The organism is Edaphobacillus lindanitolerans (genome assembly GCF_900156305.1).
Lineage (GTDB): Bacteria > Bacillota > Bacilli > Bacillales_A > Planococcaceae > Bhargavaea > Bhargavaea lindanitolerans.
Map to the genome: position 1 here is coordinate 1,176,795 of NZ_FTPL01000001.1, position 26,128 is coordinate 1,202,922.

Genomic DNA, 26,128 nt, shown 5'->3' on the forward strand with positions numbered 1-26,128 from the left:
TATTTACCCGAATAATTAAAAATGATTAAGATTGCCCAATCACAGTTTCGAATAGTATTTTAAGAAATCTTGAATCAATGACTTTGGGCCATAAGAACGAAAATCCGTAGTCCGATACTCCCGAAAAAATATAAAAACACTACAATGGAGATGACCTGATGAGCGGTTTCACAATAAACGAGATAGAGAAATTGCTGGACTCCAAATCGACATACCTGCCTGACCAAGAACCTGAAATCATCTCAAACTTCGAATATGTTGTCTCAAATCTCCCAAATACGGCCGAAACAGCAATGAAAACCGCGTTCATCTCCATCTCCCGTAATCGCTGGAATCAGGTGACACTCAAAGAAACCAACTGGACAAGCGGAAATGAGGCCATTTTAAAGCACCTTGGGCCAATCGGCCTGATCATCACGGAAAAACCAATACCCGAGCTTCTTGGCAGCATCGCGCAGATCATCGTCCAGGACAGTTTTGAAGCACTCCTTTCCCTCGCCCGGGAAGCAAGACGGAAGATGAACCATCCAGTCATCGGAATCACCGGTTCTGTCGGAAAAAGCACGACCCGTCTGCTCTTTGAGCACCTGCTGGGTGATAGCCGCTCGTTCATTGCCACAAGGGGAAATCATAATACACGGACCGGAGTTCCGCTTTATTGCGCTAAACTTGCCTCGGATCCGTCAGTCGGAATTCTGGAAATCTCATTGAATGCATTGAATAACCGCGGCAATCTTGCGGAACTCGTCCGCCCCGATATATGTATCGTCACTTCTGTCGGGGAAGCCCATCTGTCCACCCTGCACTCAACGACCACTGTGGCAACATTCAAAGCCAGAATTTTTGATGGTCTGACAAAAGACGGGCTGGCCATCATCAATGCCGATATTCCAACAGAAGAATTCCAGATTCTTAAAAAACGTGCCGGGCAGCGGACACGGCGGATCCGGACGTACAGTCTTCATGATCAGACAGCAGACTTACATGCCACTTGCATCACGCATGCCAAAGACGGCACCCATGTGGCGTTCTCCCACAAAGGAGAAACATACGAATTCACTCTTTCGCTCTCCGGAGAGGGAACGGTCCAAAATACGCTGGGCGTCCTTCTTTGCCTGATGGAAATGGGGGAAGATCCGGCTCCTTTGCTGCCAAAACTCAAGTCGTTCTCTTCTCTTCCAAAAGTAATGGAACGCAAAACACTTATAACTCCGGACAACAGGCAGATAGAAGTCATCGACGACTCCCACAATGCAGCCATTCCGTCCATGATCAATGCCATACAGGCATTCAAGGCAAAGCGTCCCTTTTATAGAGGCCGCGGCCTGCTCGTGCTTGGGCAGGTGGCGGATCTTGGCAAGCAGGCCGAATCACTGCACGAGAAGCTGCTTCCGGTCATCCTCGATTCAGGGGCTGATTTCGTGTTTGGACACGGGCCGCTTATGCGCAATGCCATCAAACAATTGCCGGAAGGAAAAATTGGAGGCTGGTTCAATCACGCTCAGGATCTTGCCGCCCATCTTCCCTTATACTGTACGGACGATTCACTCGTACTGCTCAAGGGCTCTGTAACGGGATCCGACTTTTCTAAGACCGGGGAGCTGTTTTCTTCGGAGGCCCGAAAATCAAAATCTCTCCTGTTCCAGCCTACCGCCGTCCAATTGAGCGAAGTGCTCCAGCCTCATTGGGGTGCCCGGGTCTATGAATTAATCAATAGGAAAAAACCTCTCCTGACGTCCGGCAATGCGGATTCACGTTCAATAGAGGGATTGGCACCGCTTCTTCTGTGGGAAGCTGCCCAAAGCAAAAGAGCGGACTGGCCGGATGCCGTGGAGCTTCAGGCATGGCCGACGAACCCGGCTGTCTCGAGAACCGGAAGAGAGCTGAGAACGGGGAATTTGTTTTCATTCACAGAAATGGTGGAGGAACTGACTTTCTCTCCGCATCCGAGCCTCGTTTTTGAAGTGGCCAACAGGCTGTTCGGCAATCGGAGGCTGGCCATGCAGGCCGTCACGAAAATCGCGGACCGGCTTGGACTCGGCACCTCAGCGGCATTAAACCTGACCGGCCGATACCGCAAGAAAGAGGTTCAGGGTTTCGGTCTTGACGATCTCGCGCAGATCGGGAAACACTTGAGCAACCGCGCTTCGCTGATGCCGCTTCTGCCTATTGAATCCCCCAATGAAGTTCGCGGACTGGTCACCGGAAGACTTCGTCTTTCCTGTGTTGCCTACTCATCAGGCAAGCTGTGTACCATCACCGGTGCCCGGACGGAAGGCGAGCTCGCTCATCTGCTAGGCGACCTATTGGGATAAAATACATCTGCACGGAGCTAATGTGCCGGAAAGAAAGGAACGGGGGAAACATTGAAAGAACCTTCGGATTACACGGAGCAGGAACTCGATGCAAGGAATCAAAACATCGAGGAGGAACTGGTTCGGTTGCAGGAGATGGAAGACGAGGAATCCCAGGCAGAAGAGCACCCGCCCAAAAACCGGATATTCGAAATTCTGGTCTTGGGCCTGCTCATTGTCATCATCCTATCGAATGTCTTTCTTTTATTCGTGAAAATTTTCGGTTAAACCAAACAGGCAGCCCGGCCAGTCTCCAAACGGACTGTACGGCTGCCTGTTTTCCAATATGACCCTTTAGATTTTTATCATTTCCGGTTCATAACCAATGGGTAAATCCGGTAAACGATCATGATAGTATTGACAATAACCCGATAAATAGTGCTCTACGTCATCAATTCTTACCCGGAACGAATGATGGCGGATGAAAAACCCGTCAAGAACCAGTCCGGGCTGTTTCATGTACATGGCCAGCTCGGGATAAAAGTACCCAACCCGCTGATATTCAGCCCTCCGTTCGATGGTATCTTCGAGGTCCTTCACATTGAAGGTATCAAGCAGCCCGTGCTGTCCTTGCCGTTGCATGGTCTTGATCATCTTGTAGGCGGCCATCGTCAGTTCAAGGAATGTCGGGTAAGTCGTCTCCCGGTGGTAAATGAAACCGAGTTTGTCCTGGCAATTTTTCAAACCAAATTCGAAGTAAGTGGGTTCCGGTTCGTATAGGGTCAGTTCGTTGACCGCATAACTGAGCCAGTGATCATGATGGGTCCAATAGCGGTTCCTAATAAAATAATCGAATGAAGCTTTCGCTTCCTGCAGCCATTCCGGCTGCCTGTCAATTGCGTAAAGGCGCAGGAGAGCGAATACCGCTTCCCCCTCATAATAGATGATCCGGTGCAGTTCCTTGATCTCAAGTGAAGGATAGCTCAGCACATGAACAAATCCCCCGCTGACCGTTTTCATCTTGATGATCCCTTTGGCGAGTGCCCGGGCTTCGGTTATGTATCGCTTGCTCCCTGTTACATCCATATATTTCGATAAGGCCAGGATGGCGGTTGCATTTGAACCCAGTTTTATCTCACTGCCGTTCGCGTAGTCTACGATAAATGCCGTTTTTTCGGTGCCTTCATTTTTGTAAACAAGCGCTTCCCGGATCAGGTATTCAAGCCCCCGCTCAACGGCTTCCATCGTCTCTTTCTTCCCCGTCACCTCATATCCCTCAAGCATGGCGTACAGTGAACTTGCATGGCGAAGAATATTGTAAGTTCCGATCCGCTTGGCGAAAGCAGCAAAATAACCATACTCAAACTGACCATCCTGTTTGACATTCCGGGTTAGAAAACCGGTCGAGCCTTCGATCAGATGCCGGATTTCTTCGCGTTTATCGGTTGCCAGGCGTATGCCGTTCGTTCGGTCACCGTTGTAAAGAGGCCGGATTTGTCCGGTTTCCCTCTCCGCAAAAGCCGCCATTGTCCGGAAGATCCATACCTCACTGTCCCGCAGTGCGTGTGTTGAGAAAATGGCCGCCCGGCTGTCCCGATAGCTCAGGTAACGGTTAATATTTTGATCATCCAGTGCCAGCGGTTGTTTGGGTGCCGCTTTGATCATTGCATTGCCATTGATCTCTTGTTCCAAGAATGCCGTCCGGAATTCCCCGTCAAAGGATATCCCATGACGGAAATAGTTTTTCCTCGTTTTCTTAATCAACAGATCCAGCTCCGAGAAAGGCATAGCCCGTTTCTCGCTCACGACATCCACCTTGATCCAATCAGGCATCAAATTGTTCTTCGTTACAAGCTGTTCTGCCTTGCCGGATACCCGATCAAAAGCTTGCCGGAAATCTGACGATGCCGCTTTAACGACTTTTGCCCGGATAGTGGGATTGCCGATTGACAGAAAAACAATCCACTGAGTCTCTTCCAAAGTGCCTGCCGGCTTGAGCTCGCCGTTCCTGATCTTCTCCAAGAAGTACTGTTCCAGTTCGGACAATCTCCTTTGAAGGTACGCCCTGTTGGTCTCCATCCCCTATGCCGCCCCCTGACTGTCATTGACTGTTTGACCTATTATTCTATATAAGTTGCAAGAAACTTTCTACATCGGACGGAAAATGGCATTTCTTTATGAAACGATAAAATGGAAAAGGTGAACCGTTCCGTCCCACTGTTGAGTGGTAGGATTGATTCAGTGATGGGAACTATTCGGTTGAAAGAGCACAAAAAAGCAGCCCCCGCATGGAGGCTGCTTTTCCGGCTATGACATCCGTTCGGCTGGCAATCAAAACGACTTCTTTGTGCCGGAACCGGATCAGTCGAGTTCTTCCTTTTCAAAATCAACGATATTGCCGGTCTCGGCATCGATATCGAGTTCATATTCGAACGTGCCGTCATGGAGTTCGAGTTCGTAGACGGGATGGCGGTCGTCGCGATCCAGTTCCACTTCAATCACCTTTGCGTTCCCGCCGGCTTTTTCAATGGCGATGTTCATTGCTTCGTCCCGCGTGATCAGTCCGGCAGCGGGTTCATCTTCATTGAATTCATCATCGTCCCGCTCATGCCGGTCGCCGTCGTCATTCCGATCTTCCCGCTCGAGCTTCAGCACTTCGCCCGTGGCGGCATCAATATCGACCTCGGCTTCGCCCTGATCGGTGAGAAGTTCAAGCTCATACATCCGGTCGCCGCGGTCCAGTTCCAGTTCACGCACATCCCCTCCGCCGGCTGCGCCGACGGCAATGTCCTTGGCTTCATCTGCGGAAATCCAGCCGGCCGTCTTGCCCATCACCTTCGACTGCACAGTCTGAACGGGAGCCAATTCGCCCGGCTCCGCATTGTTCGCCGCGAATGCCACGCCTCCGATGGCGAGCGCGCCTGCAGCAACCGGTGCAACGATCCATCTCTTCCTCATTTGATCTCCTCCTGAATGATGTTGATTTTACTATATCCCGCCAAGATGAGACCCCGGTGAGGGGAAGATTAGAATTTGGTGAGAAGCAGGTTGGCGCAAGCCTTTTGTGCGAACCCGTGCCTCATTTCATCGCGTTTCGGACCCGCTCCGGGATCATCACGACTTCCGTCTTGAGGTCGACCGGACGGAAATCCGGGTCGATGCAGGCATCCCAATACTCGAGATGTTTCTTGTCGATCCAATGCTCGGACTCTTCCACATCGATGCCGCCTTCTCCCTGGACCGCATACCAGTACAAATACTCATCGCCGTTCAATTCCTCTCGGAAGATGGTCTCGACCCACATTTTTTCCCCTTCAAGCGTGACGAGCACATCGTCCATATGCTCATTCAGGAACCGGAGCCATTCGTCGACGGTCTCCGATTTGCCGGGCTTCACCCGGAACCTTGTCAATTCTACATTCATGTTTGCTTCCCCCTGGTTAAAAGGGACGTTTTTTGCATCCCTTTTATCAATCATCCCACACGACGGACATCACTTTTCGGGTAATCGCATGGATCTGGACTTCGGCGTCCATGTCTCCTGCTTCGATTTCGACAATATAATAGCCGCCGTCGTCGGATTCCTCATAGTCCACGTCATCCAGTTCCCCGCTCACTTCTTTCAGTGCGATTGCGGCGGCTTCGTTTTCGGTGATCCGGACGGTCCTGGCCGGCGGCGGGCTGTCTTGATTGTCCCCCCGGCCGGCGGTGTTCCGGTTCCCGTTATTATTTTCGCCCTGCCCGGCTCCGGTTCCGTTGTTTGCTGCCGGTTTTCCGGCGACCGTTCGGTCCTCGGGCGTCTCCTCCTGTCCGGCAGGCGTTTTTTCGGTGACTTTTTCTTTGATCTCGCCGGTCAACGCATCAACCTGGACGTCCGTGAAGTGCGTATCCTTCTCCACTTTCGCATAATACATTCCATCTTTCAGGGCGAGTCCCGTCGGCTCGGCGCTATAGCGCTCAGTGAGCTTTTCTTTGATCTCCTTTTCCGGGATCAGTTCAGGGCTTGCGGTCTTTTCGAGCGAAATGACGGCCCCGCCGTCAGAGTCGACAACGGCCAGAAATTCACCGTCACGGCGCTCCAAGGTCACCCGGTAGACGTTGCCGTCATCCCGGATATCCGTCACTTCCGCGCCATACATGTCTTTGAGCTTTTTCTCAATGTCTTCTGCCGCGAGTGCTTCCCCGCCGTTACGGAATGCCAGGACAGCCACGATGGCGATGATGACGGCCGCCGCTGTGAACGCCGCCGGCAGCAACCATTTCGGTTTCGTCATGCCGTCTCCTCCTTCATTACCGTCCATCATACAGGGGCTAGATTAAAAATTGCTGAGAACCCTGATTTTTGGGGCGAGTGTTAAGCAACGGACCGTGAGTGTTAAGCAACTCCTCGCGAGTGTTAAGCAAGCCGTCCCGAGTGTTAAGCAAGCTGCCAAACCTGCCGGCCCGCCGCCCCCTCAGTTTCCACCACCTTGCTCCTTCGGCAGTCCGATCCGGAACACACTGCCGACACCGATGACGCTTTCGGCAGTGAGCTCCGCTCCAAGCCCTTTGGATATTTCCTTCGCCAGTGCCAGGCCAAGGCCGGTGCCGCCGGTTTTGCGGTTCCGGTCGCTCCCGACCCGGTAAAACCGGTCGAACAGGTGGGGCCGGGCTTCTTCCGGGATGCCGGATCCGTGGTCAGCGACAGAGACGATGAGCTGCGGCCCGCCGCTGTCTTCGATCGTCACCTTCACCGGACCGTCGCTATATTTGCGCGCATTGTCCAATAAAATGAACAGGATCTGTTTCAGTTTCTCCGGGTCCGTTTCGGCAATTGCATGGTCGGGGCCTTCGATGGAGAATTCCCGGTTGTACGTCTGGCGCATCGGCCGGACGGCTTCCTCGGCAAGGACCCGGACATCGGCCCTCTCAAATTTGTATGAGTCGGCCTTGTCGGAGCGCGCCAGATCCAGGAGCTGCTGGGTGAGCATCTTCATGCGCACCGCTTCGCTTAAAATGGCTCCCACCGCCTCATCCGCCACCGCCCGGTCGTCGAATCCGCGGCGCTTCAGGAGACGTGCATAGCTCTCGATGACGGTGATCGGCGTTTTCAATTCATGGGAGGCATCCGACACGAACCGCTCCTGTTTTTCATAGTTCCGGCCGAGCCTGTCCATCATGTCGTTGTAGGCGAGCGTCATCTCGTACAGTTCGTCCCGCCCGTTCTGCCCTTCGATTTTTTCATAGGTCCCGTCTTCGCGGTTCGCCCGCATCGTCCGGGTGAGCCGGTCGATCGGCAGCGTGACAATCCGGCCGAGTGCGACGCTGGAAGCGAACACCGCAATCATTGCGACAGACAGGATCCCGATCAGAATCCAGCGCAGAAGGGACAGGTTGTGTTCAATATCACCGGACAGCTGGGTAACATGGATCGTGGCGACCCCGCCTGCAGGATCTATGTATGGAAGCGACACGGTCAGCGCCGTCGTGCCGTCAACTTTCGTGAGCGTGTAGGGCTTGTCAGGATCTGTTTCCGGCTTGAATCCGCGGACGCGCTTGTCCGTATCGGCTAAAATCAAATTCTTCCCCTTATCATCGGCCACCAAAATGGCTCCCGTCGGCGGGGTATATGCGCGGACGACTTGCTGCCGGTCATCGAGTGGAGTGAGCTCGTTCAGACTTACCGTCAGCTCCTCCCCCCGTGCACGCAGCTGTTCCGCCTGCCGGTCATACATCATATCCGCAAACAGAAAATACACACCGATGCTCACCGCCGCGAGGATGATGAACATGAGAAGCGTCGTGAACACGTGGATCCGCGTCTTCAGCTTCATTTCGCGCTTTCCTTCATGACGTAGCCGACGCCGCGCACCGTATGGATGAGCCCGTCGCCGATCTTCTTGCGCACGTAGCGGACATATACGTCGACGACATTCGTGTCGCCGTAATAGTCAAAGCCCCAGACTGCATCGAGGAGCTGCGACCGCTCGAACACCTGATTCGGGTGCTTCAGGAAATGCAGCAGCAGATCATATTCACGCGGCGTCAGCTCGATTTCCCGCCCGTCTCGCGTCACTTCCCTCGTATGCTCATCAAGCGTCACTCCGCCGAACGAATGGATATGGTCGGGCTGTCCGCTCCCGGACGCCCCGCCGTTCCCGTTCAGCGTCTTCGCCGTCCTCAGCACCGCGCGGATCCGGGCAAGCAGTTCCTCAATTTCAAACGGCTTCGTCACATAGTCGTTCGCCCCGAGATCGAGCCCCGCCACCTTGTCCTCCACGTCGTTCTTCGCCGTCAGCAAAATGACGGGCGCCGCCGGATCCGTCGCCCGGATGCGCCTCAGCACATCGAGCCCGGACAGCCCCGGCAGCATGAGATCCAGCAGCACGAGGTCCCAGCCGCCTTCGCGGAAACGGATGAGCCCCTCATCCCCCGCATGCGCGACGCCGGCCTCATACCCTTCAAATTCCAGCTCGAGCTGCAGCACCCGGGCAATATTCTCTTCATCTTCCACAATCAAAATCCGTTCAGCCATTCTCCCGAACCTCCTCGTGCCTCCTATTCTACTATAGCCTGCTTCCTTACGGTCACCCCGAGGGCGTATCGCCCGGCCCGGGCGGGTATGTCAGGGAAGACGGGCCGCGGGTCGGCTGAGCCGATCGGGCTGCGTAGATTGGAGCGTTCGGTGGTAGACTGAGAATATCAATGAGAGGGAGTGGTAGTTGTGAAGGTCATTCCGGTGGGGATCTGGGGCGGTTATCCGAAGGCGGAGTCTGCGACGTCGTCGTTTCTGATCGAGCATGACGGGTTCAAGGTGCTGTTCGACTGCGGGAGCGGGGTACTGTCGCAGGTGCAGCGGTACATCACGCTCGATGAGATCGATGCGCTCGTGGTGAGCCATTATCACGCGGATCATGTGGCGGATATCGGGAGCCTGCAGTACCATCACCTGATTTCGTACTATACGGGAAAACCCGTGCGGAAGCTGGACATCTATGGTCATGATCGGGACGCGGAGGGCTTCGCCGGGCTGAGCTACAAGGAGGTCACCGCGGGACGGGTGATCGCGCCGGGCGAGCGGTATGAAATCGGCCCGTTTTCGGTGACCTTCGCGGAGACCGTGCACCCGGTGTATTGCCTGGCCGCACGGTTTGAGGCGGACGGCAAGGCGGTCGTCTTCACGGCGGACACGGAGTTCTTTGAGGGGCTGGCGGAGTTTGCGTCCGGTGCCGATCTTCTGGTGAGCGAGGCGAACCTGTATGAAGAGTACAAAGGAAAGTCGCCGGGGCACATGGCCGGCAGCGAGGCGGGCGAACTGGCGCGGCTCGCGGATGCGAAGCGCTTGCTGCTGACCCACCTTCCGCAGGACGGCGACGTCCAGGTGATCCGCGCCGCCGCCATGGACGCATTCGGCGGCAGCACCGAACTGGCGGAACCGGGCAGCGTGGTGGAGATTTGATGGCGAGCGTTTGGATTCGCTCCAGCGAACCCTCCAACAGCATGAAAAAGAAGCTTTCGGCTGCCGGCCGAAAGCTTTCTTAACGTTTGGGCAGCCTTTCTTAACATTCGGAGGCTCCTTCTTAACGTTCGGGCGTCCTTTCTTAACATTCGGCGGCCATTGCTTAACATTCATGCCAGAACTGTCTCAGGCTGCGCCTTCATCCCCTCATCAACGGCTTCATGTAGTCCCAGTAATAGTAAGTGCTCCGTCCGCTTCCGCCTTTTTTCAGATTGTATCCGCTCAGCAGGCGGGAGGCGCTGGTGCTGCCGATGCCGAACAGTTCGCGGACCTGGGCATTCGTGATGGTTCGGCATTTGAGGAGAAACCAGTCTTCCAGTGTTCTTGTATACGGATCGGGCGTCTTCCAGCCGCATTGACTGCATCTCCACTTCCGGCGGGTTGGCCGGTCCAGCCGGCCTTTGCACGTTCCCGCTTCGCAAACCGGGCCCCAGTACACTTCATTTTCCCCGATGCCGAGCCTCGGGAAGAGGGGAAACGGGATGAACGGAATGTTTTCCCTGACGAGCAGGTCCGCCAGTTCCCAAAGTTCCCCGATCGTCCGTCCCCCGCTACCCGTCCGTCCCAAAATGTCAGCCCGCAATTCGCGCAGGCTGAACAGCTTCCCCCTTGCAGGTGGTTTTTCAATGATGCCGCTTCCCGTCATCACCACCGCCCCGTCCACGCTGTACGGGATATTTTTCTGGTAAAGCCAAATCCGCAGGTTCGCCATCTCGTCCTGAAGCTGCAGCATCGGGCAGTCATAGCGGTCCGTCAGCTGTCCATGCTCATCGTACTTGTACAGCCCCGCAGGGTTGGACTCAAAACGGAGGCGGCCGGCAATGTTTTTCGCTTCGTAGATGATTGCATACGCAGGCAGCAAGACCAGAACGTCAATCTGTACCCAATGCCCCGGAGAAATCTCAAGGTTGACGTCCCAGAGGACCGGCCACTTGATGTCGAGCGTCCCCAGATAGCTCAGCACCCGCTCCTCCCCTGCAATCCCGGCACCGATCACCCGTTTTTTGCGTTCAATCTCCTCCACCCTGCGGTGTTTACCGGCCAGCCGGTGAAGAGCCCGGTCATAGGCAGACTCATGAAGAACGGCAATCGACATGTTTCCGCTCTCCCCCTTTCACCCCGTACCCTATCACGGAAAGAAGGGAGTGAACAGTCAATTTCCCGACTTTAAAATTTGAGGCACTTTACGATGCCAAAACTGAAAAATGACGCCTCCGGAAAGCGGCTGGAGGCGCCATAAACTGGGTATTTTCATGAATGTTAAGCAACGGCGGCCGAATGTTAAGCAAACCCTTGTGAATGTTAAGCAACCGCCACTGAATGTTAAGCAAACCCTCGCAAATGTTAAGCAACCGATATCCCCGGAGGTCTTCCCCCACCTTCACATCCCGAACACTTTTTCCGCGACGCGGATGTAGTAGGCGGCGCCGAGCGGGAGTGCGGATTCGTCGACCTTCATCTTGCCGTGGTGGAGCGGGTAGGCTTTTCCGAACGCATCGTTGTGGACGCCTATGAACTGCATCGAGGCCGGCACCGCTTCCGAATAGAACGCGAAGTCTTCGGTGCCGAAGGATGGCTCTGAAGCTTCGATCACCCCGTCCTTCCCGTACACTTCCCGCGCGGCATCCCGTGAGACCGCCACCGGACCGGACGCGTTGATGACGCCCGGGCAGCCGAGTTCCCATTCGAGTTCATACGAGGCTCCGTGTGCGTCGGTGATGCCCCGGATGACCTGCTCAAACAGCTCTCTCGCCTTTACGCGGACGGCGGGATCATGGGAGCGGATCGTCCCGGTGAGTTCCGCACTGGAGGCAATGACGTTGTTGGCCTCCCCGCAGTGGAACGTCGCGACCGTGAGGACCGGCACCTGAAGCGGCGGGAGCTTCCGCGAGACGATCTGCTGGGCACTCATGACGATTTCCGATCCGATCACGAGCGGATCCACGCAAAGCTGGGGCGTGGAGGCGTGGCCGCCGCTTCCGATGATGCAGACCACGAAGTCGTCGGCTGCGCTTGTCAGGGAACCTTCCCGGACGGCGAACACGCCGGCCGGATACTCGGGCTGGATATGCAGGGCATAGATCTGCTCGACCCCTTCGATCACCCCGCGCCCGACAAGCTGCTCGGCACCGCCCGGAGAGACTTCTTCCGCGTGCTGGAAGATGAATCGGATCTCCCCTGCAAACTCGCTCCGCCGGCCGGCCAGTTCGCTGACGGCCCCGAGGAGCATCGCCGGGTGGCAGTCATGTCCGCAGGCGTGCATCACACCCGGATTTTCAGATCGGAAGTCAATATCCGCTTCTTCCTGGATCGGGAGGGCGTCGATGTCCGCCCGGAAGGCGATGACCGGTCCGGCGGCTGCCGACGGTTTTTCACCTTTCAGGACAGCCAGCACGCTCGTGTCGGTCGGTCTGGAAATTTCAAGCCCGCCTCCGAAACCACGCAATACTTCTTCGATATACTTGGACGTTTCATGTTCCTGATGGGAAAGCTCCGGGTGGCGATGAAGATGCCTGCGCCACTCCGTGATGCGCTCCGCCAAGGGTTTCATTTCAGTCTGAATCAATGACACCGACTCCTTTTGGGTTGATCAGAACGGCCCGTAGCCGATGGCCTGGGCGATGATGACGAAGATGGCGCCGACCGCCACCTGGGCAAGGAACAGCGGGAACACCCACTTCACCCAGCGGGAGAACGGGATGCCCATCATGGCAAGGCCGGCAAGCGTGACGCCGCTCGTCGGAATAACGATGTTGGACAGGCCGTCGCCGAGCTGGAAGGCGAGGACGGCCGTCTGGCGCGTGACGCCGAGCAGGTCCGCAAGCGGAGCCATGATCGGCATCGTGAGCGCCGCCTGTCCGCTTCCGGACGGGACGAGGAAGTTGATGAACAGCTGGGTGATGAACATGCCGACGGCGTTGATGCTGGCCGGTAACGTACCGAGAAGGCCGGCTGCCGCATGCAGGATCGTATCGAGCAAAGCGCCTTCGCGTGCAATGACCAGAATGGTCGTGGCCACCCCGATGATCAGCGCCCCAGACGTCATTTCCTTGGCACCGTCGATGAAGCCGTCCGCCATGTTCCCCGGGGAAACCCGGCAGATGATCCCCATGACGATGCCCCCGAGAAGGAAGATGCCGGCAATTTCGCTGATGTACCATCCTTGGGCGATGACGCCGTAGACAAGCCCGATGAATGTCAGGCCGAGAACGGCCATCGCCAGCTTATGTCTGCGCGAGGCTTTATAGTTTTTATCGATTTCCGGCACCTCGGCAGGATTGAATTTCCCGAATTCCATACGGGACGGATCTTTCTTGATCCGCTTCATATGAAGGAAAATGTAACCGACCACCATCAAATAAAACACGGCAAACAGTGCGATGCGGAGACCCATGCCCGAGTAGACCGGCAGTTCGGCGATCGACTGGGCGACCCCGATGTTGAACGGGTTGGTGATCCCGGATACAAACCCGACGGACATCATGCCGAGCGCGACCGATGCATAGCCCGTCAGCGTGTCCAGCTTCAGCGCGAGAAGCATCGGGGCGATGATGGCGATGTAGACGAGCTGGTCCTCGGCGGAGCCGATCAGGGCACCGAGGAGGGCGAACATGAGCGTCAGGATCGGGACGAGCACATACTCACGGGAAGCGAACCGGGCGGCCGTCACCTTGATCAGCGCGTCGATGGCGCCCGTGCTCTGCATGATGCCGAGCGCACCGCCGAAAAGGAATACGAACAGAATGATCGCGGCACCTTCCACGAATCCGTGGTGGACACTGTTGAACATCTCCAGGAAGCCGATCGGCTGCTGGTCCACCCAATGGAATGACCCGGGATCGACGACACTGCGGCCGTCCACTTCCACCCGGTCATACTGGCCGGCAGGGACGATATAGGTAAGGATCGCCATGATGGCGATGATGACGAACATGAGCACAAACGGGTTCAATGATTTTTTTGGCTTTCCCTCTCCGGGGCCGGAAGGCTTGACGCCGGCGGGTCGTTCAATGGTCTTGGTCATGGGGGGTGCACTCCTGTCTGATTGGTTTGCCGTGGCTGGACATCAAATTTCCGATGATACCGGGCTTCGGTTCAGCAGAGGACGCCGGGCGTCAGTCCGCCCCGCCGGTCTGCGCGGCCGGGACTTTCCGGCTGCGGATTTCTTTCATCTTGTAAAAGACCATGCAGGCGATGAAGAAGCCGACGCCGTACAGCAGCCCGGGACGCTGGGTCGGATCCATGAACAGGAAACCGAGGATGAGCAGGCAGAACCCGACGCAGAACAGCGGCAGCACCGGATAAAACGGAACCCGGAATTTCAGGTCTTCCACCCGTCCCCCGTCCCGGACGTATTTCCGGCGGAACATGAACTGGCTCATCGCGATGCCCATCCAGGAGATCGTGACCGAAATGCCCGCGACCGACATGAGCAGGACGAAGACGGCATCCGCTTCCATGAAGCTCGTCAACAGGGACAGGAGCGAGAAGACCATCGTGAACAGCAGGGCATTCAGCGGGACTTTCCGTTTTGTCAGATTCCGGAACACCCGCGGTGCCATGCCCTCCCCGGCCATCGACCAGAGCAGCCGGGTGGATGCGTAAAGACAGGAGTTGCCGACGGACAGGATGGCCGTCAGGATGATGATGTTCATGATTGTCGCGGCATACGGTACGCCTGCCAGTTCCATCAGCGTGACGAACGGGCTTTCCATCAGCCCGAGTTCAGAACTCGGGAAAATGGCCGACAGGACGATGATCGACGAAATATAGAACAGGACAATCCGGACAAGAATCGTGCGGATGGCCCGCGGAATATTCTTTTCGGGTTCCTCCGTCTCCCCCGCCGCCACTCCGACGAGTTCAGAGCCTTGATAGGAGAAGATGACGTTCATCATCGTCACGAAGATGATGGCGATTCCCGCCGGGAACAACCCCTTCGGCGCAAGATTGCCGAGCCCCGGCACCGGCCGGTCCGCCAGCGGGACGATGCCGGTGATGGCCAGGAACCCGATGATGAGGAAGGCAATGACCGCCAGGACTTTGATGCCCGCAAACCAGAACTCCGCTTCGGCGAACCCCCGGGTCGAGAGGGCGTTCAGCGAAAACAGCAGGACCATGAATACTGCACACCAGATCCATACCGGCACGTCCGGGAACCAATGCTGCATCAGGATGCCGGCGGCCGTGAATTCCACGCCGGCTGTTGCGGCCGATCCGACGAAATACATCCAGCCGAGCGAAAAGCCGGTGGACGGATTGATGAACTTTGTCGCATAGGTCTGGAACGACCCGGTCACGGGCATGTAGGTCGCCAGTTCCCCGAGGCAGGTCATGACCATGTACAAGATGAACCCGCCGACCAGATAGCCGAGAATAGCCCCGCCCGGACCGGCCTGATTGATCGTATAGCCTGCATTCAGGAACAAGCCCGTCCCGATGACCCCGCCGAGCGACAGCATGAGCAGGTGCCGGCTTTTCATGGAGCGGTTCAGCTCGACAGGCTGAAGGGCGGACTGTTCTGCATTCGGTTTACCGTTCATTTTCGATTCCCCCTTGCCGGCGGTCCGGCCCCCAACTCCCCGTCCGCCGACGTTTCATATCGATGTGTATCCGCTTACAACAAAGGGCATGAGTGGAAATTTTCAGTCTCTATCATAAACGGGAGGCCCTTCGCCGGATGATCGGCGACGGTTCCTCCCTGTTTTATTCACCTTTGGCGGGCCGCAGCGTTCAGAAGCGGAGGGACAGGCAGCTGAGGCCGCCGTCCTGCTTTTGCACTTCACTCATGTCGAGTTCAATTGTGCGGAAGCCGGCTTCTTCGATTTTGCGCTTGGTTTCCGGGTAACCGGCCGGGATGATGACGAAATCATTCACCCGGATGCAATTGGCCGAGTATTCGTCTTCGTCACTGATGACGATCTGTTCGTAGTCTTCAAATGCCGGATGGCCGATGAATTCGCCGGCGACGACCAATTTGTTGTCTCCGAGATAGGCGATGCCCGTCTTGAGGTGGAAGAACTTCTCGAGCGGCAGGATCTCCGCCGTGTAGCCTTCGTGCTCCAGGATCTCCTTCAGCTGCCGGGCGCCTTCTTCGTTCGTCCGCTCTGAAAGACCGATATAAAAACGGTTGTCCGCCTGAAGGACATCCCCGCCGTCCAGATAGCCCGGCGACTCGATGTGATAGAACTTCTCGTAGAACGGGCGGAGCGCCTGCTCGATCGCTTCCTTCTCGCCGTTGCGGCTTTCTGCGCCCGGGTTGGCAATCACGGCAAATTCCGGCGTGAGGACGGCCGGGTCCTCCACGAATACGGAGTCCGGATACTGTTCGTCGGCAGGCAGTTCCGTTGCCTGGACGCCGCAGCTTTTCAGCGCTTCCACATAGGCCTTGTGCTGCTCCACGACTTTTTCAAAATCCGGTTTTCCGAGATCCGAAGTGGTGAGGCCGGTCACATAGCTTTCTGCAGGTGCTTTGACGATGACATTTTTGAATTGGGACATGGTGATCTTCCTTTCGGGTTGGATGGTGAGATTGATGGATTCAGCCGGCCGGATGACCGGCCGTTTTCTTGATGAACAGTTCCTGGATAAGCGTTTCGAGCATGATCGGCAGTCTCCGGAACGCGCTGTCGATGTGCAGGCGCTCGGTCCGCTGGTGGGCATCCCGGCCGAGCGGGCCGATGTTGAGCACCGGTGCACGGAGTTTGCGCATGCCTTCAAACGGAATCATGTAGGTGTCTCCCCAGACCGGCGTATTGCGTTCGTAGGTCATCCAGCCTGTACCTTCGTCCCGGTAGTTCACGTAGCTCAGGTCACAGATTCCATTGAAATAGTGGATCTGACCGAGTTCGGTGCCGAGGGATTTGGCCGTCTGTTCCATGAGCCCGACCGCTTCTCGGATGAGCGGCTCATCTGTGGAATTGACCGCCGGATAATAAGGCGGCGCATACAACAGGATGACCGCCGGGGACAGTTCCTGGCATTCGATCATGAGCCGGTCCGCAACGGCAAAGCTCTGGGCCCGCTCGTCGGTGCCTGCGCCCGCAATTGCCTCTTCCTTGAGTTTCCGCACTGCATCAGCCCCGAATTTGTCTTCGGCATGGGCGACAACCTGTTCGTAGCGGAATACCCGGACATCGCCAACTCCCCCGACATCCTGTTCCTCACAAAGCTTTCGGTAGGCGGTGTTGCACCGTTCCGCCGCACGGTGTGCGGCAAGCTCGAATTTCTCCATCACGTCGGATGCGGTGTTCTTGAACAGGAACACATTGTACAGCGCGGCCGCCCGGTAAGGCGTCTGGGTCGAGTAGGCATCTTTCAGGTCACGCTGATAAAGGGAGACCGGAAGCGGCGTTGTCTCGCCGTGCCCGGTTTCTTCGAACAGGCTGCTGAATTCCATTTCCTGCGTCAGGTATGACGCCATGTAATTGGCCGTCAGTCCCTGGAGCGGCTCACCGACATGGGTTTCCTTCCCATAGAAGACCGCGGCCGGCATGATTTTTCCGATTGTGCCCGAGTAAATGTATTCCTTCTCATCCCCCGGCTCCTGTGTGAACGACGGCTCTCCATTCAGGAACAGGCTGTAATCCAGCCCGTGCGTGTTGGCCAGTTCGAGCAGCACATCGACCGCCACCCGCATCCCCGCCGAGTTCACTTCTTCGTCCGGGACGGTCAGGAGAAGCAGATTCACCGGCCAGGCTTCATCGGCTGCCTGCTCGACGAGCGCCAGATGTGCCGCGAGTCCCGCCTTCATGTCCATCGTTCCGCGTCCGAACAAATACTCGCCGGACTCCAGATCCTTGCGCGCCTGGGCATGGAGGGTATCTTTCACGTCGTGGAGCTTCGCAGTCAGTTCTTCCGGCAAGGTGGACAGCGCCTGCAGCACGCCGTATTCCTCGGTCTGGACAGTGTCGAAATGGCTGATGAGCACGATTGTGTCCACTGCATCCGGATGCTTGTACAGTGCCGTGACCGTCTGCCGGCCGAGACCGGCGTCGTGAAGCCCGACATGACCGGGGTTCACACGGAAATAGTCCATCTCCCTCAGCTTCATCTCAAGCCGATGCGCAAACAGCCGCTCCCCTTCGGTCAGCGTCCGGCTGTCCCAGCTCACCAGTTCGCAGAGCAGGGCCCGCCGAGCTTCAGGCGTTTTCCACTTTCGTCCCATATGCAGGCCTCCCTTTCCGTTGGCTGTGTCATCTCTGCCGGCATTCCGTTGTTCAATGAAGGGCACAGTCATCTCCCTCTCACGACCGGGCATGTCAGGCATGTCGGACCGCCCGTCCCTTTGAATGTGATTTCGTCCCCTTTGTATTCATGGACCGTCGCCCCGGCCTCTTCCAGTGCGGCCTTCGTGACCGGATTGCCGGAAGGGAGCACGACATGACGCGGTGCGAGCGCCAGGACATTGCAGCCGAGACGATCGTACTCATCAGCCGGCACCTCGATGAGGCGGACGCCGCGTTCGAGCAATCGCTGGCGGAGGAACACGGGCATCAGCGGAGAATGGACAACCGCAAGATCCCGGTCAACAAGACTCAGAAACGACATGAGATGCAGGCATTCGGCTTCTCCGCGATCATGCGGGAGCTGGACTTCGATGAATTCATCCACATACGGTTCGGTGATCCGGCGCAGCTGCCGGATCGCCTCGTCATTCGTCCGGTATCCCCGGCCAACGGCAATCGTCCGGTCATCCAGCCAGACGATATCCCCGCCGTCGGAAACCGCGTCCCCGGTCAATTCTCCGATGACCGGGATTCCTTTTCCTTCGAGGTACTCCTTGTAAATCCGGGCTTCCGGCTGACGAAGCGCCTTTCCGGACTTCAGGATGATGGCACCCTCCGGCGTGAACTTGACCGGATCGTGCGCATACAGCGAATCGAGGCCCGCCTCTTCGGCTTCTGGCAGAAAATCGATTTCCGGGACATGGGCTTCCAAAATTCCCAGGAACTCTTCATACTCCCGGATCGCCTCTTCGAAATCCGGAGCGCTTACATAATTGAATGTCCGCCATTGATCGTCCAGGTAAGGCTGACTCCTGAATGCCTGTTCCGGCCGTTTTACGACGACCCGCTCCAACGGGCCGTACATGGATGATAGAAAATGCATCGTTGCTCCCCCTTTTTCCGTTGAACGGAAACTTGTTTCATTGAATGGAAAGTTGATACACTCAATATACGGATTTCATGCTATACTGTCAATGTATTTTGAAATTTCCGTTGAGTGAGAAATAGATATTGGAAATGTTGCGCTGATTTTCCTGTCTGGCAGGAAAACCGGCGTCATATGGAGGAATGAAACCATGCAGGCACTGGAACGGGCAATGAGCGTCGCCGCACTGCTCGCTGACAATGAAAACGGAGGATTGTCCATTTCTGAACTGGCTCAGCGGAGCGGGCTCCCGCTGAGCACGATGCACCGGATGCTCAAGTCGATGACCGACGTCCGGCTCGCCGAACAGGATGAAACAACGAAACTTTACCGGCTCGGTCCGCTTTGGATGGAATACGGGCTGAGAATCTATGATTCGATCGATTACATATCAAAAATCCGGCCTGAACTCGAGCGGCTCGCCCGGGAAGTGAACGAAAGCATTTATCTGAGCCGTCCTTCCGGCACCGAGGCCGTCGTCATGGAGCGGATTGACAGCGAACACAACCCGATCCGCATCAATGACAAACTCGGGCTCCGCATCCCGATGCATATCGGCGCGGCAAACAAAGTCATGCTTGCCGCGATGCCGGACGCCGAATCCAGGAAGATCCTCGGACAACTCGTTCCGGAGGAAACCCTTCCGGAATGGATGGAGATGCTCGGCGGGGTCCGCGATGCGGGATATGCCGAAAGCCACGGCGAGCGGACGCAGGGGACTTCATCCGTTGCGGTGGCGGTCAAGGACGGCCTCGGCTCGCTGATCGGTGCCGTTTCCATCGGTTTCATCAGCTATGATCTGTCGGATGACCGGTTGCAGTTCCTGGTGGAGAAACTGAAGGAGGCCGGCACCCGGATCGCAGTGAAACTGGGCGCCGGCTAAAAAGAGAACAAAAAAACCCCGCCGTCGCGGGGTTTTTCCATTACTGCTTAATTTGCGTTGTAATAAATCGGCGCGTCCGGACCGAGCGGGAGTCCGAGAAGCATCCAGACGATGAGGACTGCGCTCCAGACAATGAGGAAGACCATGGAGTACGGGAACATCGTCGAAACGAGTGTACCGATGCCCATTTTCTTGTCATACTTCTGTGCGAAGGCGATGATGATCGCAAAGTAGGTCATGAGCGGCGAGATGATGTTCGTCGAAGAATCGGCGACGCGGTACGCCATCTGCGTGAGCTCCGGCGAATAGCCGAGCTGCATCATGATCGGAACGAAGATCGGGGCCATCATCGCCCATTTGGCGGAGGCGCTTCCGATGAACAGGTTGATGAATGCCGCGATCAGGATGAACAGCAGGACGAGCGGGATGCCCGTGAGCTTGATGCTCTGCAGGAACTCCGCACCATACACGCCGAGGACGAGGCCCATGCCCGATTCGGCGAAGTACGCGACAAACTGTGCCGCAGTGAAGCTGAGCACGATGAACATGCCCATCGACGCCATCGTCTTGCCCATCATTTCCGCGACGTCTTTGTCATCCCGGATCACCTTCGTCACTTTCCCGTACACGAGGCCGGGGATGAAGAACAGGATGGCGATAATCGGGACGAGCGAGCTCATGAACGGCGAGCGGATGATCGGCATGTCGCCTTCGTCGCCCCGGAGCGGTGCACCCGGGATCAGGACGAGGAGCAGCATGAGGCCGAGTGCGACCAAAGCCGAAACGAGCGCCCAGACGATGCCTTTCTTCTCGACCGGCGACAGCTTGTCCATGCTTTCGCGGAACTCGCCCTTGTATTCACCGAGCCGCGGCTCGATGATCTTCTCGGTCACCCAGGCGCCGGCGAACGTCAGGACGAAGACGGAGATGGCGATGAAGTAATAGTTCATCGCGATGTTCATGCCGCCCGCGTAGGCCGGGTCGATGATCTCGGCACCGAGAATCGTCAGCTCACCGAGGAGCGCATCCGTTCCCGACAAGAGCAGGTTCGCGCTGAATCCTCCGGAAACCCCGGCGAATGCCGCTGCAAGACCCGCAAGCGGATGACGGCCGAGTGCGGCGAAAATCACCGCACCGAGCGGCGGCAGCACCACGTAGCCTGCATCGGATGCGACGGACGACATGACGCCCGCGAACACGAGGCCGAGCGTGATGAGCCGCTTCGGCACCGACATGACGAACCCGCGGAGCACTGCGGAGATGAGGCCGGAGCCTTCTGCCACTCCGATGCCGAGCATCGTCAGAAGCACGACTCCGAGCGGCGCGAAGCCGATGAAGTTGCTGGTCATGCTCGTGAATATGTAATGGATCCCTTCTTTGTTCAGAAGGTTTTTCACTTCGATCATTTCTCCCGGCTTGCCCGGATGCTCTACCGAGATGCCGAATGACGAAACGATCGCCGAAAGGATCAGCACGAGAAGTGCGAGGCCGGCAAACAGCGTCACCGGATGCGGGAGCTTGTTCCCGACGGTCTCGATCGAATCGAGGAATTTTTGGAAAAACCCTTTTTTCTTGGTCGCTTCCATGTTTTCTCCTTTCTTAGATGACAGTTAAAATTCAGTCTTCTAAGTGCCTGGTCATAGGCACTCCGAGTAGTATATCGGACCGTCAGACCGAAATGAAGGCGTTTTGATGAAGTGGCAATCTAGAGAAAGGGCCGAATGTTTGGAAGAGGGCAAAGCTGGGACGGGTTGACGAAAATGGCAGTGATTCAACCTGAAAAGGAAGCTCCTGCCTCAGCGGCGGGAGCTTCCTTTTCTTGACTCATTCTTCTGACTGGCGGCTGGTCTGGGTCGGGAGCTCGTCCCAGAAGGACACATCCTTCGAACGGATGGACCCGTCTGCGATCGCACGGACCGTGGAATCCAGCGTCTCGATCGTCTGCTTGATCAGATAGCCGTTGCTCTTCTGGCCGAGCACGTATGAATCGTATTCATGGTCCGACATCCCCCGCATTTCAAAGAGGAGCGTGGAAATGCCATACTCCACCGCGATTCCGTTCCGGCTGATCGTCTCTGCCGATCCTCCCGGATACTTGCCGAGATGGCCCCAGCCTTTTTTGCTGAGCGTGTCATAGACGACCGCCCCGAGCTGCTTCGACCCTTCCAGCACGGACGGATCGACATTCGGCGTCGTCGGATAAAGGATCGAGCCGGACACGAGTTCATCCCCGTTGATCACCCGGTCTGTCCCCTGATGATGGAGGTCGATCATATAGTCGATGTCATAGGCGGACATGACCCGTTCATGCAGTGCACGGGTTTCCGGCTGGATCTTGGACACATGATCCCGGTTGAGGTCGACGCCGAGCGCATTGTACCGGGTGAGATGCCGGTCTCCCGAAGCGACATAATCATCCAGAGGGAAGTCGACATCCCCCATCGCCCCGTCCGGATTCAGCATCGGCACGATGAGGATATTGACGTTGTCCGTCACGCCCTTCATCTTGCCCGTGCCGAGATGCTTGATGAACTCAAGTGCGCCTTCCGTCGTCAGCTGCTCGTTGCCGTGCTGCTGGGTGAGGAAAAGGATCGTCGGGTTCTCCGGATTTTTCATATATTTCACCAGGTACAGGTCGCGCCCCTTTACGGACTGGCCGATCACTTCGAGTTCCATATCCTTCTGCTTGGCGGCCTGCTTCTGCAGGTAGGAAGCCATCTCGCTGTAAGTGCTCAGGATCGATGTGTTGATCGTCTCATTTCCCCCGTAGTTCGGACCATTCCCGACCGCCTCTGCCTGAAGCGGGACCAACTGCGTCGCCCCGAGCGTCAATGCGCCCGCAATTGCCATCGTCATCATCGTCTTTTTCATCTTTCATCCCCCTCTCATCTGATGAGTCTATCGTATCGGTTCAAAGGAAGCGCTTCCATATGCCGGACGACCGAAAAGCAGGACCCGGACAGCGGGCCTTTCGGCAGTGGCCGGCGGTCCCGGACGGGGACTTTCCTCCGGCAATTGAAGCAGCCGCTGCAAAAAGCCCTTCCATCCGGACAAGAAAAAAGCAAGGACCCGGTCCGCTTTCCGAACCGGGTACCAAGCTGTGTCAATACAATGATTGGCGTGAGTGCGTAAAAGCAAAGCGCTGCGGGCCATCTCCTTAAATGGGGACCGGCCGACCGGCCTTACCGTGAGTGGCCGAAGTTTCGCTTCGGGTGGTCGAAGTTGGCCCGAGTGACCGAAGTTTCCCTTCGTCTGGTCGAAGTTTGACCCCCGAGTGACCGAAAGCTTCTCAACTCGTTCCGGACAGTACCTTAAAAATTTCAGTCCGCCGGCTGGTAGGCAGTGAGCGGAATGTCTTCGTATGCCTCGGGATCCAGCTGGTGGACCGAGCCGTCCGCGACCGCGTCAATGATTCCGGTGAGCCCACGCTCGACCGCTTTGACGAGCTGGCCTTTCTTCTTCTGCCCGAATGACTGGGTCTGGCCCGTCACTTCAAAGAGGACTGTTCCGCTGCCGTTGAGTGCATAGCTTCCGAGCGCCGTGCCCGGGAGGTCCAGCCCCTGCGAATACAGCGTGATATTGTTGAAGACCGAATTGCCCACCGACTGCAGAGCATCATAAGCGGCCACATTCAGCTGTCGTGAGAAGTCATAATTGTATTTGTCCGCGTACTGCGCATACTTGGCGCCTTCAGGAGTGGAAGGATGCGGCACGAAATTGCCGGATAGCGACAGAGTGACCTGATCCGATGTCCCTTCCACATAGTAGAGTCCCTGGTGATGGAGGTCGATGAACACTTCCACTTTGCCGAATTCTTCGGTGAGCGACTTGTACACATCCCGCGAAGTCTGGGCCTCCGGTGTGATGAACCAGCCAGGGGATGCAGAGTTGCCCGGGAAGTCCTGCGGTCTCGGCACATAGTTGAGATCCGGGTTGAAGTCGCGGTTCACGTCAAAGCCGGGATTTTTCCCGTAATCGTATTGCTGCTGGATGCCGCGGTCCATGTAATTCCAGGAAGGCCGCGCCCCTGAAAGCTGAGGGAAGTCCTCCACCACTTCCGCCCAGGTCATCGTGTTGCGCCGCTTGTCCCCTTCGGATGCATCCGGATTCATCATCGGCATGAACACGAATGTCACTTCTTCCCGGAGGGCGCGGGCATACGGAGAGTTCCCGGATACGGTCTTGAGGATGTTCAGGATGGCCTCCGTGCCGGTCTTCTCGTTTCCGTGGATTTCGCTCTGGATCAGGATCACCTTGTCCCCTGAGCCGACGCGGACCGTATAAATATCCCGGCCCTTGTTGGACTGCCCCACCACGTCAAGCGCTACAAGACCCTTGCTGCTGGAGGCAATCTGTCTGAGCTTCTTCGTCATTTCCGCATAGTCCGTAAAGCCCGAAATCGGGAACTCATGGTGCGACTCCTCTTTTGCCAATGCTTCCCCCGGCACCGCCGGCACCAAAAGACCCGCACATAATGCGAGCGCCCCCACTCTGCCTGCCCACTTCTTCATACCCCCACACCCCTTCAATTTGATTGGACTTTCACTGATAGATTAACAGGCAGCGTGAGAACGGACAATAGTTGATAGAATATTCAGCCACTTAGTCGCATATCCGCTTTTCGAATGTGGTTCTATCGGTTCAAGCCGGGAAGTGTTTCGTAGGTCGGAATGTATGGTTCTGAGATTTTTGTGATTGGCAGTCCATGAAAAAGACCCCGCTCGCGGCGGGGTCTTTCGGCGATCAGAACACGATCCATGCCAGCACGGCCGCCAAAACAAGACGGTAGATGGCGAACGGGGTGAGTTTGATCCGGTCGATCAGCTTCAGGAAGAACTTGATCGAAATCAGTGCGAAAATGAAGGCACTCACGAAACCGACGATGTAGAACGGCAGGTGGGCTGCAGTCATTTCGTCGAAGTTCTTCATGACCGAGACGAGGCTCGCGCCCGCCATGATCGGGACGGCCATGATGAACGTGAAGTCGGCAGCTGTTTTATGGTTGAGGCCGAACAGGACACCGCCCGAGATCGTGGCGCCGGAGCGCGAGAAGCCCGGCCAGAGCGACAGGCACTGGACAAGCCCGATGGCAAGTGCCTGGCGGTAAGTGATCTGGTCCAGAGACGTGACACGCGGTCTCTTCGGACCGAACTTGTCGGCCGCAATCATGAGGATGGCACCGGCGACAAGCGCCCAGATGACGGTCTCCACGCCGAACAGGTGGTCGTCGATGAAGTCCTTGAAGGCGAAACCGATGACAACGGCCGGCAGCATGCCGATGATGACATGGAGAAGATTGAACCGCTCGCTCATCTTGCCCTCCGTGACATCCCCCTGATAAAGGCCGATCAGGCTGAACAGGCGCTTCCAGAATACGACGACGACCGCCAGAATTGATCCAAGCTGGACGACAATCTTGAATGTGTTGGCCGAATACTTGCCGAGGAACTCCTCGGTCCTCAGCCACATGTCGTCGACGATGATCATGTGCCCGGTCGATGAAACCGGTGCAAACTCGGTCATCCCCTCGACGAAGCCGAGAATGAGGGCTTTCAAAAGTTCAAATAAGTCCATATTGCGTTAAGCTCGCTTTCTTCGGAAGTTTAAGTACCAGAGGATGACGGCGACAGCGAGTATTCCAAGGACGACGTAGGCGACCGTTGAATACATGTCCATGTAGCCGACGATTTCATGCCAGTTTTCTCCGACGGCCGCTCCGAGTGACACGAGGACCGTGTTCCAGAGCAGGCTGCCGGCGGTTGTCAGTACGATGAACACACTTAGGGACATCCGTGACATGCCGGCCGGCAGCGAAATGAGACTCCGGATGAGCGGCACGAGCCGGCAGAAAAACACCGTCCACGGACCGTGCCGGTCAAACCACGCGTCCGCCTTCCCGATGTCCCCGCGTGACAGTCTCAGCACACCGCCCCAGCGATCGACGACCCGGCCGATCCTGTCGGCGTCGAACACCCGGCCGATCCCGTACAGGACGAGCGCGCCGGCCACCGACCCAAGCGTCGCCGCGCCGATCACCATCGGCTTCGTAAGCGGCCCGGCCGCCGCCATGAAACCGCCGAACGTCAAGATGACCTCCGACGGGATCGGCGGAAACACATTCTCCGCCAGGATGAGCAGGAACACGCCGACATAGCCATACTCCGACATGAACTGAATAATCCAGTTTTCCATCCGGTTCCTCCGATTTTCTTACCACAGTTTACTAGAAGCAAAGGCCGGGTGCAAACGGCGTTTATGGAAGAAAAACCATGCTCTTTCTGTTCCAAATCAGGAAAATCC

The 26,128-nt window shown here is 56.7% G+C and carries 22 protein-coding genes; 4 read left to right on the forward strand and 18 right to left on the reverse strand.

Annotation, left to right across the window (positions count from 1 at the left end):
• Window positions 1–158: 158 nt before the first annotated feature.
• Together B0B07_RS05390 and B0B07_RS05395 are read left to right on the forward strand one after the other, a co-directional pair.
• Complete coding sequence (locus tag B0B07_RS05390; RefSeq protein WP_076757299.1) at window positions 159–2,315, forward strand: UDP-N-acetylmuramoyl-tripeptide--D-alanyl-D-alanine ligase; 2,157 nt, start codon at window positions 159–161, stop codon at window positions 2,313–2,315.
• Window positions 2,316–2,366: 51 nt separating this feature from the next.
• A complete protein-coding gene (locus B0B07_RS05395) occupies window positions 2,367–2,582 on the forward strand; it encodes a hypothetical protein (RefSeq protein ID WP_076757300.1) in 216 nt (71 codons plus the stop codon).
• Between the two features lie 66 nt (window positions 2,583–2,648).
• On the opposite strand, the gene B0B07_RS05400 is transcribed toward B0B07_RS05395, so the two are convergent.
• From B0B07_RS05400 to B0B07_RS05425, 6 genes are all read right to left on the reverse strand, one after another.
• Window positions 2,649–4,373, reverse strand: a complete 1,725-nt coding sequence (locus tag B0B07_RS05400; protein ID WP_076757301.1) for a glycoside hydrolase family protein — start codon at window positions 4,371–4,373, stop codon at window positions 2,649–2,651.
• 282 nt (window positions 4,374–4,655) lie between these two features.
• Window positions 4,656–5,252 (reverse strand): PepSY domain-containing protein, encoded by a 597-nt coding sequence (locus B0B07_RS05405; RefSeq protein ID WP_076757302.1) that lies wholly within the window; start codon window positions 5,250–5,252, stop codon window positions 4,656–4,658.
• Between the two features lie 121 nt (window positions 5,253–5,373).
• A complete protein-coding gene (locus tag B0B07_RS05410; protein ID WP_076757303.1) occupies window positions 5,374–5,718 on the reverse strand; it encodes a DUF6176 family protein in 345 nt (114 codons plus the stop codon).
• Window positions 5,719–5,764: 46 nt separating this feature from the next.
• Window positions 5,765–6,568: a PepSY domain-containing protein gene (locus B0B07_RS05415; RefSeq protein WP_076757304.1), complete on the reverse strand. Its 804-nt coding sequence runs from the start codon at window positions 6,566–6,568 to the stop codon at window positions 5,765–5,767.
• A 180-nt stretch (window positions 6,569–6,748) separates the two neighbouring features.
• Window positions 6,749–8,107: a sensor histidine kinase gene (locus B0B07_RS05420; protein ID WP_076757305.1), complete on the reverse strand. Its 1,359-nt coding sequence runs from the start codon at window positions 8,105–8,107 to the stop codon at window positions 6,749–6,751.
• The gene (locus B0B07_RS05425; protein ID WP_076757306.1) at window positions 8,104–8,808 is read right to left on the reverse strand and encodes a response regulator transcription factor; all 705 of its coding nucleotides are present in this window, start codon (window positions 8,806–8,808) and stop codon (window positions 8,104–8,106) included. The genes B0B07_RS05420 and B0B07_RS05425 overlap by 4 nt, the downstream gene beginning before the upstream one ends.
• Window positions 8,809–8,997: 189 nt before the next feature.
• On the opposite strand from B0B07_RS05425, the gene B0B07_RS05430 reads away from it, so the two are divergent.
• A complete protein-coding gene (locus B0B07_RS05430; RefSeq protein ID WP_076757307.1) occupies window positions 8,998–9,732 on the forward strand; it encodes an MBL fold metallo-hydrolase in 735 nt (244 codons plus the stop codon).
• A gap of 199 nt (window positions 9,733–9,931) precedes the next feature.
• Here the strand turns inward: B0B07_RS05430 and B0B07_RS05435 are convergent, their stop codons facing one another.
• The 7 genes from B0B07_RS05435 to B0B07_RS05465 form a co-directional block, all read right to left on the reverse strand.
• Window positions 9,932–10,888, reverse strand: coding sequence for a nuclease-related domain-containing protein (locus tag B0B07_RS05435; protein WP_076757308.1), 957 nt, complete (start codon window positions 10,886–10,888; stop codon window positions 9,932–9,934).
• 285 nt (window positions 10,889–11,173) lie between these two features.
• A complete protein-coding gene (locus tag B0B07_RS05440; RefSeq protein WP_234982248.1) occupies window positions 11,174–12,358 on the reverse strand; it encodes a M20 metallopeptidase family protein in 1,185 nt (394 codons plus the stop codon).
• A 24-nt stretch (window positions 12,359–12,382) separates the two neighbouring features.
• The gene (locus B0B07_RS05445; protein WP_084186559.1) at window positions 12,383–13,816 is read right to left on the reverse strand and encodes a YfcC family protein; all 1,434 of its coding nucleotides are present in this window, start codon (window positions 13,814–13,816) and stop codon (window positions 12,383–12,385) included.
• 91 nt (window positions 13,817–13,907) lie between these two features.
• Window positions 13,908–15,335, reverse strand: a complete 1,428-nt coding sequence (locus B0B07_RS05450) for an amino acid permease (RefSeq protein WP_076757309.1) — start codon at window positions 15,333–15,335, stop codon at window positions 13,908–13,910.
• 190 nt (window positions 15,336–15,525) lie between these two features.
• Complete coding sequence (locus B0B07_RS05455; RefSeq protein WP_076757310.1) at window positions 15,526–16,293, reverse strand: dimethylarginine dimethylaminohydrolase family protein; 768 nt, start codon at window positions 16,291–16,293, stop codon at window positions 15,526–15,528.
• 40 nt (window positions 16,294–16,333) lie between these two features.
• Window positions 16,334–17,959, reverse strand: coding sequence for a M20/M25/M40 family metallo-hydrolase (locus tag B0B07_RS05460; RefSeq protein ID WP_076757532.1), 1,626 nt, complete (start codon window positions 17,957–17,959; stop codon window positions 16,334–16,336).
• 68 nt (window positions 17,960–18,027) lie between these two features.
• Complete coding sequence (locus B0B07_RS05465) at window positions 18,028–18,903, reverse strand: dimethylarginine dimethylaminohydrolase family protein (protein ID WP_076757311.1); 876 nt, start codon at window positions 18,901–18,903, stop codon at window positions 18,028–18,030.
• A gap of 193 nt (window positions 18,904–19,096) precedes the next feature.
• Between B0B07_RS05465 and B0B07_RS05470 the strand changes: the two genes are divergently transcribed.
• Entirely contained in the window at window positions 19,097–19,828 is a 732-nt protein-coding gene (locus tag B0B07_RS05470) for an IclR family transcriptional regulator (RefSeq protein WP_076757312.1), read from the forward strand.
• Between the two features lie 47 nt (window positions 19,829–19,875).
• Here B0B07_RS05470 and B0B07_RS05475 read toward each other — a convergent pair whose 3' ends face one another.
• The 5 genes from B0B07_RS05475 to B0B07_RS05495 all read right to left on the reverse strand — a co-directional run bounded on the left by B0B07_RS05475 (window position 19,876) and on the right by B0B07_RS05495 (window position 26,020).
• Complete coding sequence (locus tag B0B07_RS05475; protein WP_076757313.1) at window positions 19,876–21,414, reverse strand: AbgT family transporter; 1,539 nt, start codon at window positions 21,412–21,414, stop codon at window positions 19,876–19,878.
• Window positions 21,415–21,652: 238 nt separating this feature from the next.
• The gene (locus tag B0B07_RS05480; RefSeq protein ID WP_076757314.1) at window positions 21,653–22,699 is read right to left on the reverse strand and encodes a M14 family zinc carboxypeptidase; all 1,047 of its coding nucleotides are present in this window, start codon (window positions 22,697–22,699) and stop codon (window positions 21,653–21,655) included.
• A gap of 449 nt (window positions 22,700–23,148) precedes the next feature.
• A complete protein-coding gene (locus B0B07_RS05485) occupies window positions 23,149–24,339 on the reverse strand; it encodes a M14 family zinc carboxypeptidase (protein WP_076757315.1) in 1,191 nt (396 codons plus the stop codon).
• Between the two features lie 232 nt (window positions 24,340–24,571).
• Window positions 24,572–25,402, reverse strand: coding sequence for an undecaprenyl-diphosphate phosphatase (locus B0B07_RS05490; RefSeq protein ID WP_076757316.1), 831 nt, complete (start codon window positions 25,400–25,402; stop codon window positions 24,572–24,574).
• Window positions 25,403–25,408: 6 nt separating this feature from the next.
• Window positions 25,409–26,020, reverse strand: coding sequence for a DedA family protein (locus B0B07_RS05495; protein ID WP_076757317.1), 612 nt, complete (start codon window positions 26,018–26,020; stop codon window positions 25,409–25,411).
• Between the last annotated feature and the right edge of the window lie 108 nt (window positions 26,021–26,128).

Bases quoted from the DNA above. Each gene is read 5' to 3' on its own strand.
- B0B07_RS05450 (WP_076757309.1), bottom strand. From the start codon at position 15,335: ATGAACGGTAAACCGAATGCAGAACAGTCCGCCCTTCAGCCTGTCGAG.
- B0B07_RS05425 (WP_076757306.1), bottom strand. From the start codon at position 8,808: ATGGCTGAACGGATTTTGATTGTGGAAGATGAAGAGAATATTGCCCGG.
- B0B07_RS05435 (WP_076757308.1), bottom strand. From the start codon at position 10,888: ATGTCGATTGCCGTTCTTCATGAGTCTGCCTATGACCGGGCTCTTCAC.
- B0B07_RS05420 (WP_076757305.1), bottom strand. From the start codon at position 8,107: ATGAAGCTGAAGACGCGGATCCACGTGTTCACGACGCTTCTCATGTTC.
- B0B07_RS05405 (WP_076757302.1), bottom strand. From the start codon at position 5,252: ATGAGGAAGAGATGGATCGTTGCACCGGTTGCTGCAGGCGCGCTCGCC.
- B0B07_RS05455 (WP_076757310.1), bottom strand. From the start codon at position 16,293: ATGTCCCAATTCAAAAATGTCATCGTCAAAGCACCTGCAGAAAGCTAT.
- B0B07_RS05410 (WP_076757303.1), bottom strand. From the start codon at position 5,718: ATGAATGTAGAATTGACAAGGTTCCGGGTGAAGCCCGGCAAATCGGAG.
- B0B07_RS05460 (WP_076757532.1), bottom strand. From the start codon at position 17,959: ATGGGACGAAAGTGGAAAACGCCTGAAGCTCGGCGGGCCCTGCTCTGC.
- B0B07_RS05445 (WP_084186559.1), bottom strand. From the start codon at position 13,816: ATGACCAAGACCATTGAACGACCCGCCGGCGTCAAGCCTTCCGGCCCC.
- B0B07_RS05485 (WP_076757315.1), bottom strand. From the start codon at position 24,339: ATGAAGAAGTGGGCAGGCAGAGTGGGGGCGCTCGCATTATGTGCGGGT.
- B0B07_RS05490 (WP_076757316.1), bottom strand. From the start codon at position 25,402: ATGGACTTATTTGAACTTTTGAAAGCCCTCATTCTCGGCTTCGTCGAG.
- B0B07_RS05470 (WP_076757312.1), top strand. From the start codon at position 19,097: ATGCAGGCACTGGAACGGGCAATGAGCGTCGCCGCACTGCTCGCTGAC.
- B0B07_RS05390 (WP_076757299.1), top strand. From the start codon at position 159: ATGAGCGGTTTCACAATAAACGAGATAGAGAAATTGCTGGACTCCAAA.
- B0B07_RS05400 (WP_076757301.1), bottom strand. From the start codon at position 4,373: ATGGAGACCAACAGGGCGTACCTTCAAAGGAGATTGTCCGAACTGGAA.
- B0B07_RS05465 (WP_076757311.1), bottom strand. From the start codon at position 18,903: ATGCATTTTCTATCATCCATGTACGGCCCGTTGGAGCGGGTCGTCGTA.
- B0B07_RS05495 (WP_076757317.1), bottom strand. From the start codon at position 26,020: ATGGAAAACTGGATTATTCAGTTCATGTCGGAGTATGGCTATGTCGGC.
- B0B07_RS05475 (WP_076757313.1), bottom strand. From the start codon at position 21,414: ATGGAAGCGACCAAGAAAAAAGGGTTTTTCCAAAAATTCCTCGATTCG.
- B0B07_RS05415 (WP_076757304.1), bottom strand. From the start codon at position 6,568: ATGACGAAACCGAAATGGTTGCTGCCGGCGGCGTTCACAGCGGCGGCC.
- B0B07_RS05480 (WP_076757314.1), bottom strand. From the start codon at position 22,699: ATGAAAAAGACGATGATGACGATGGCAATTGCGGGCGCATTGACGCTC.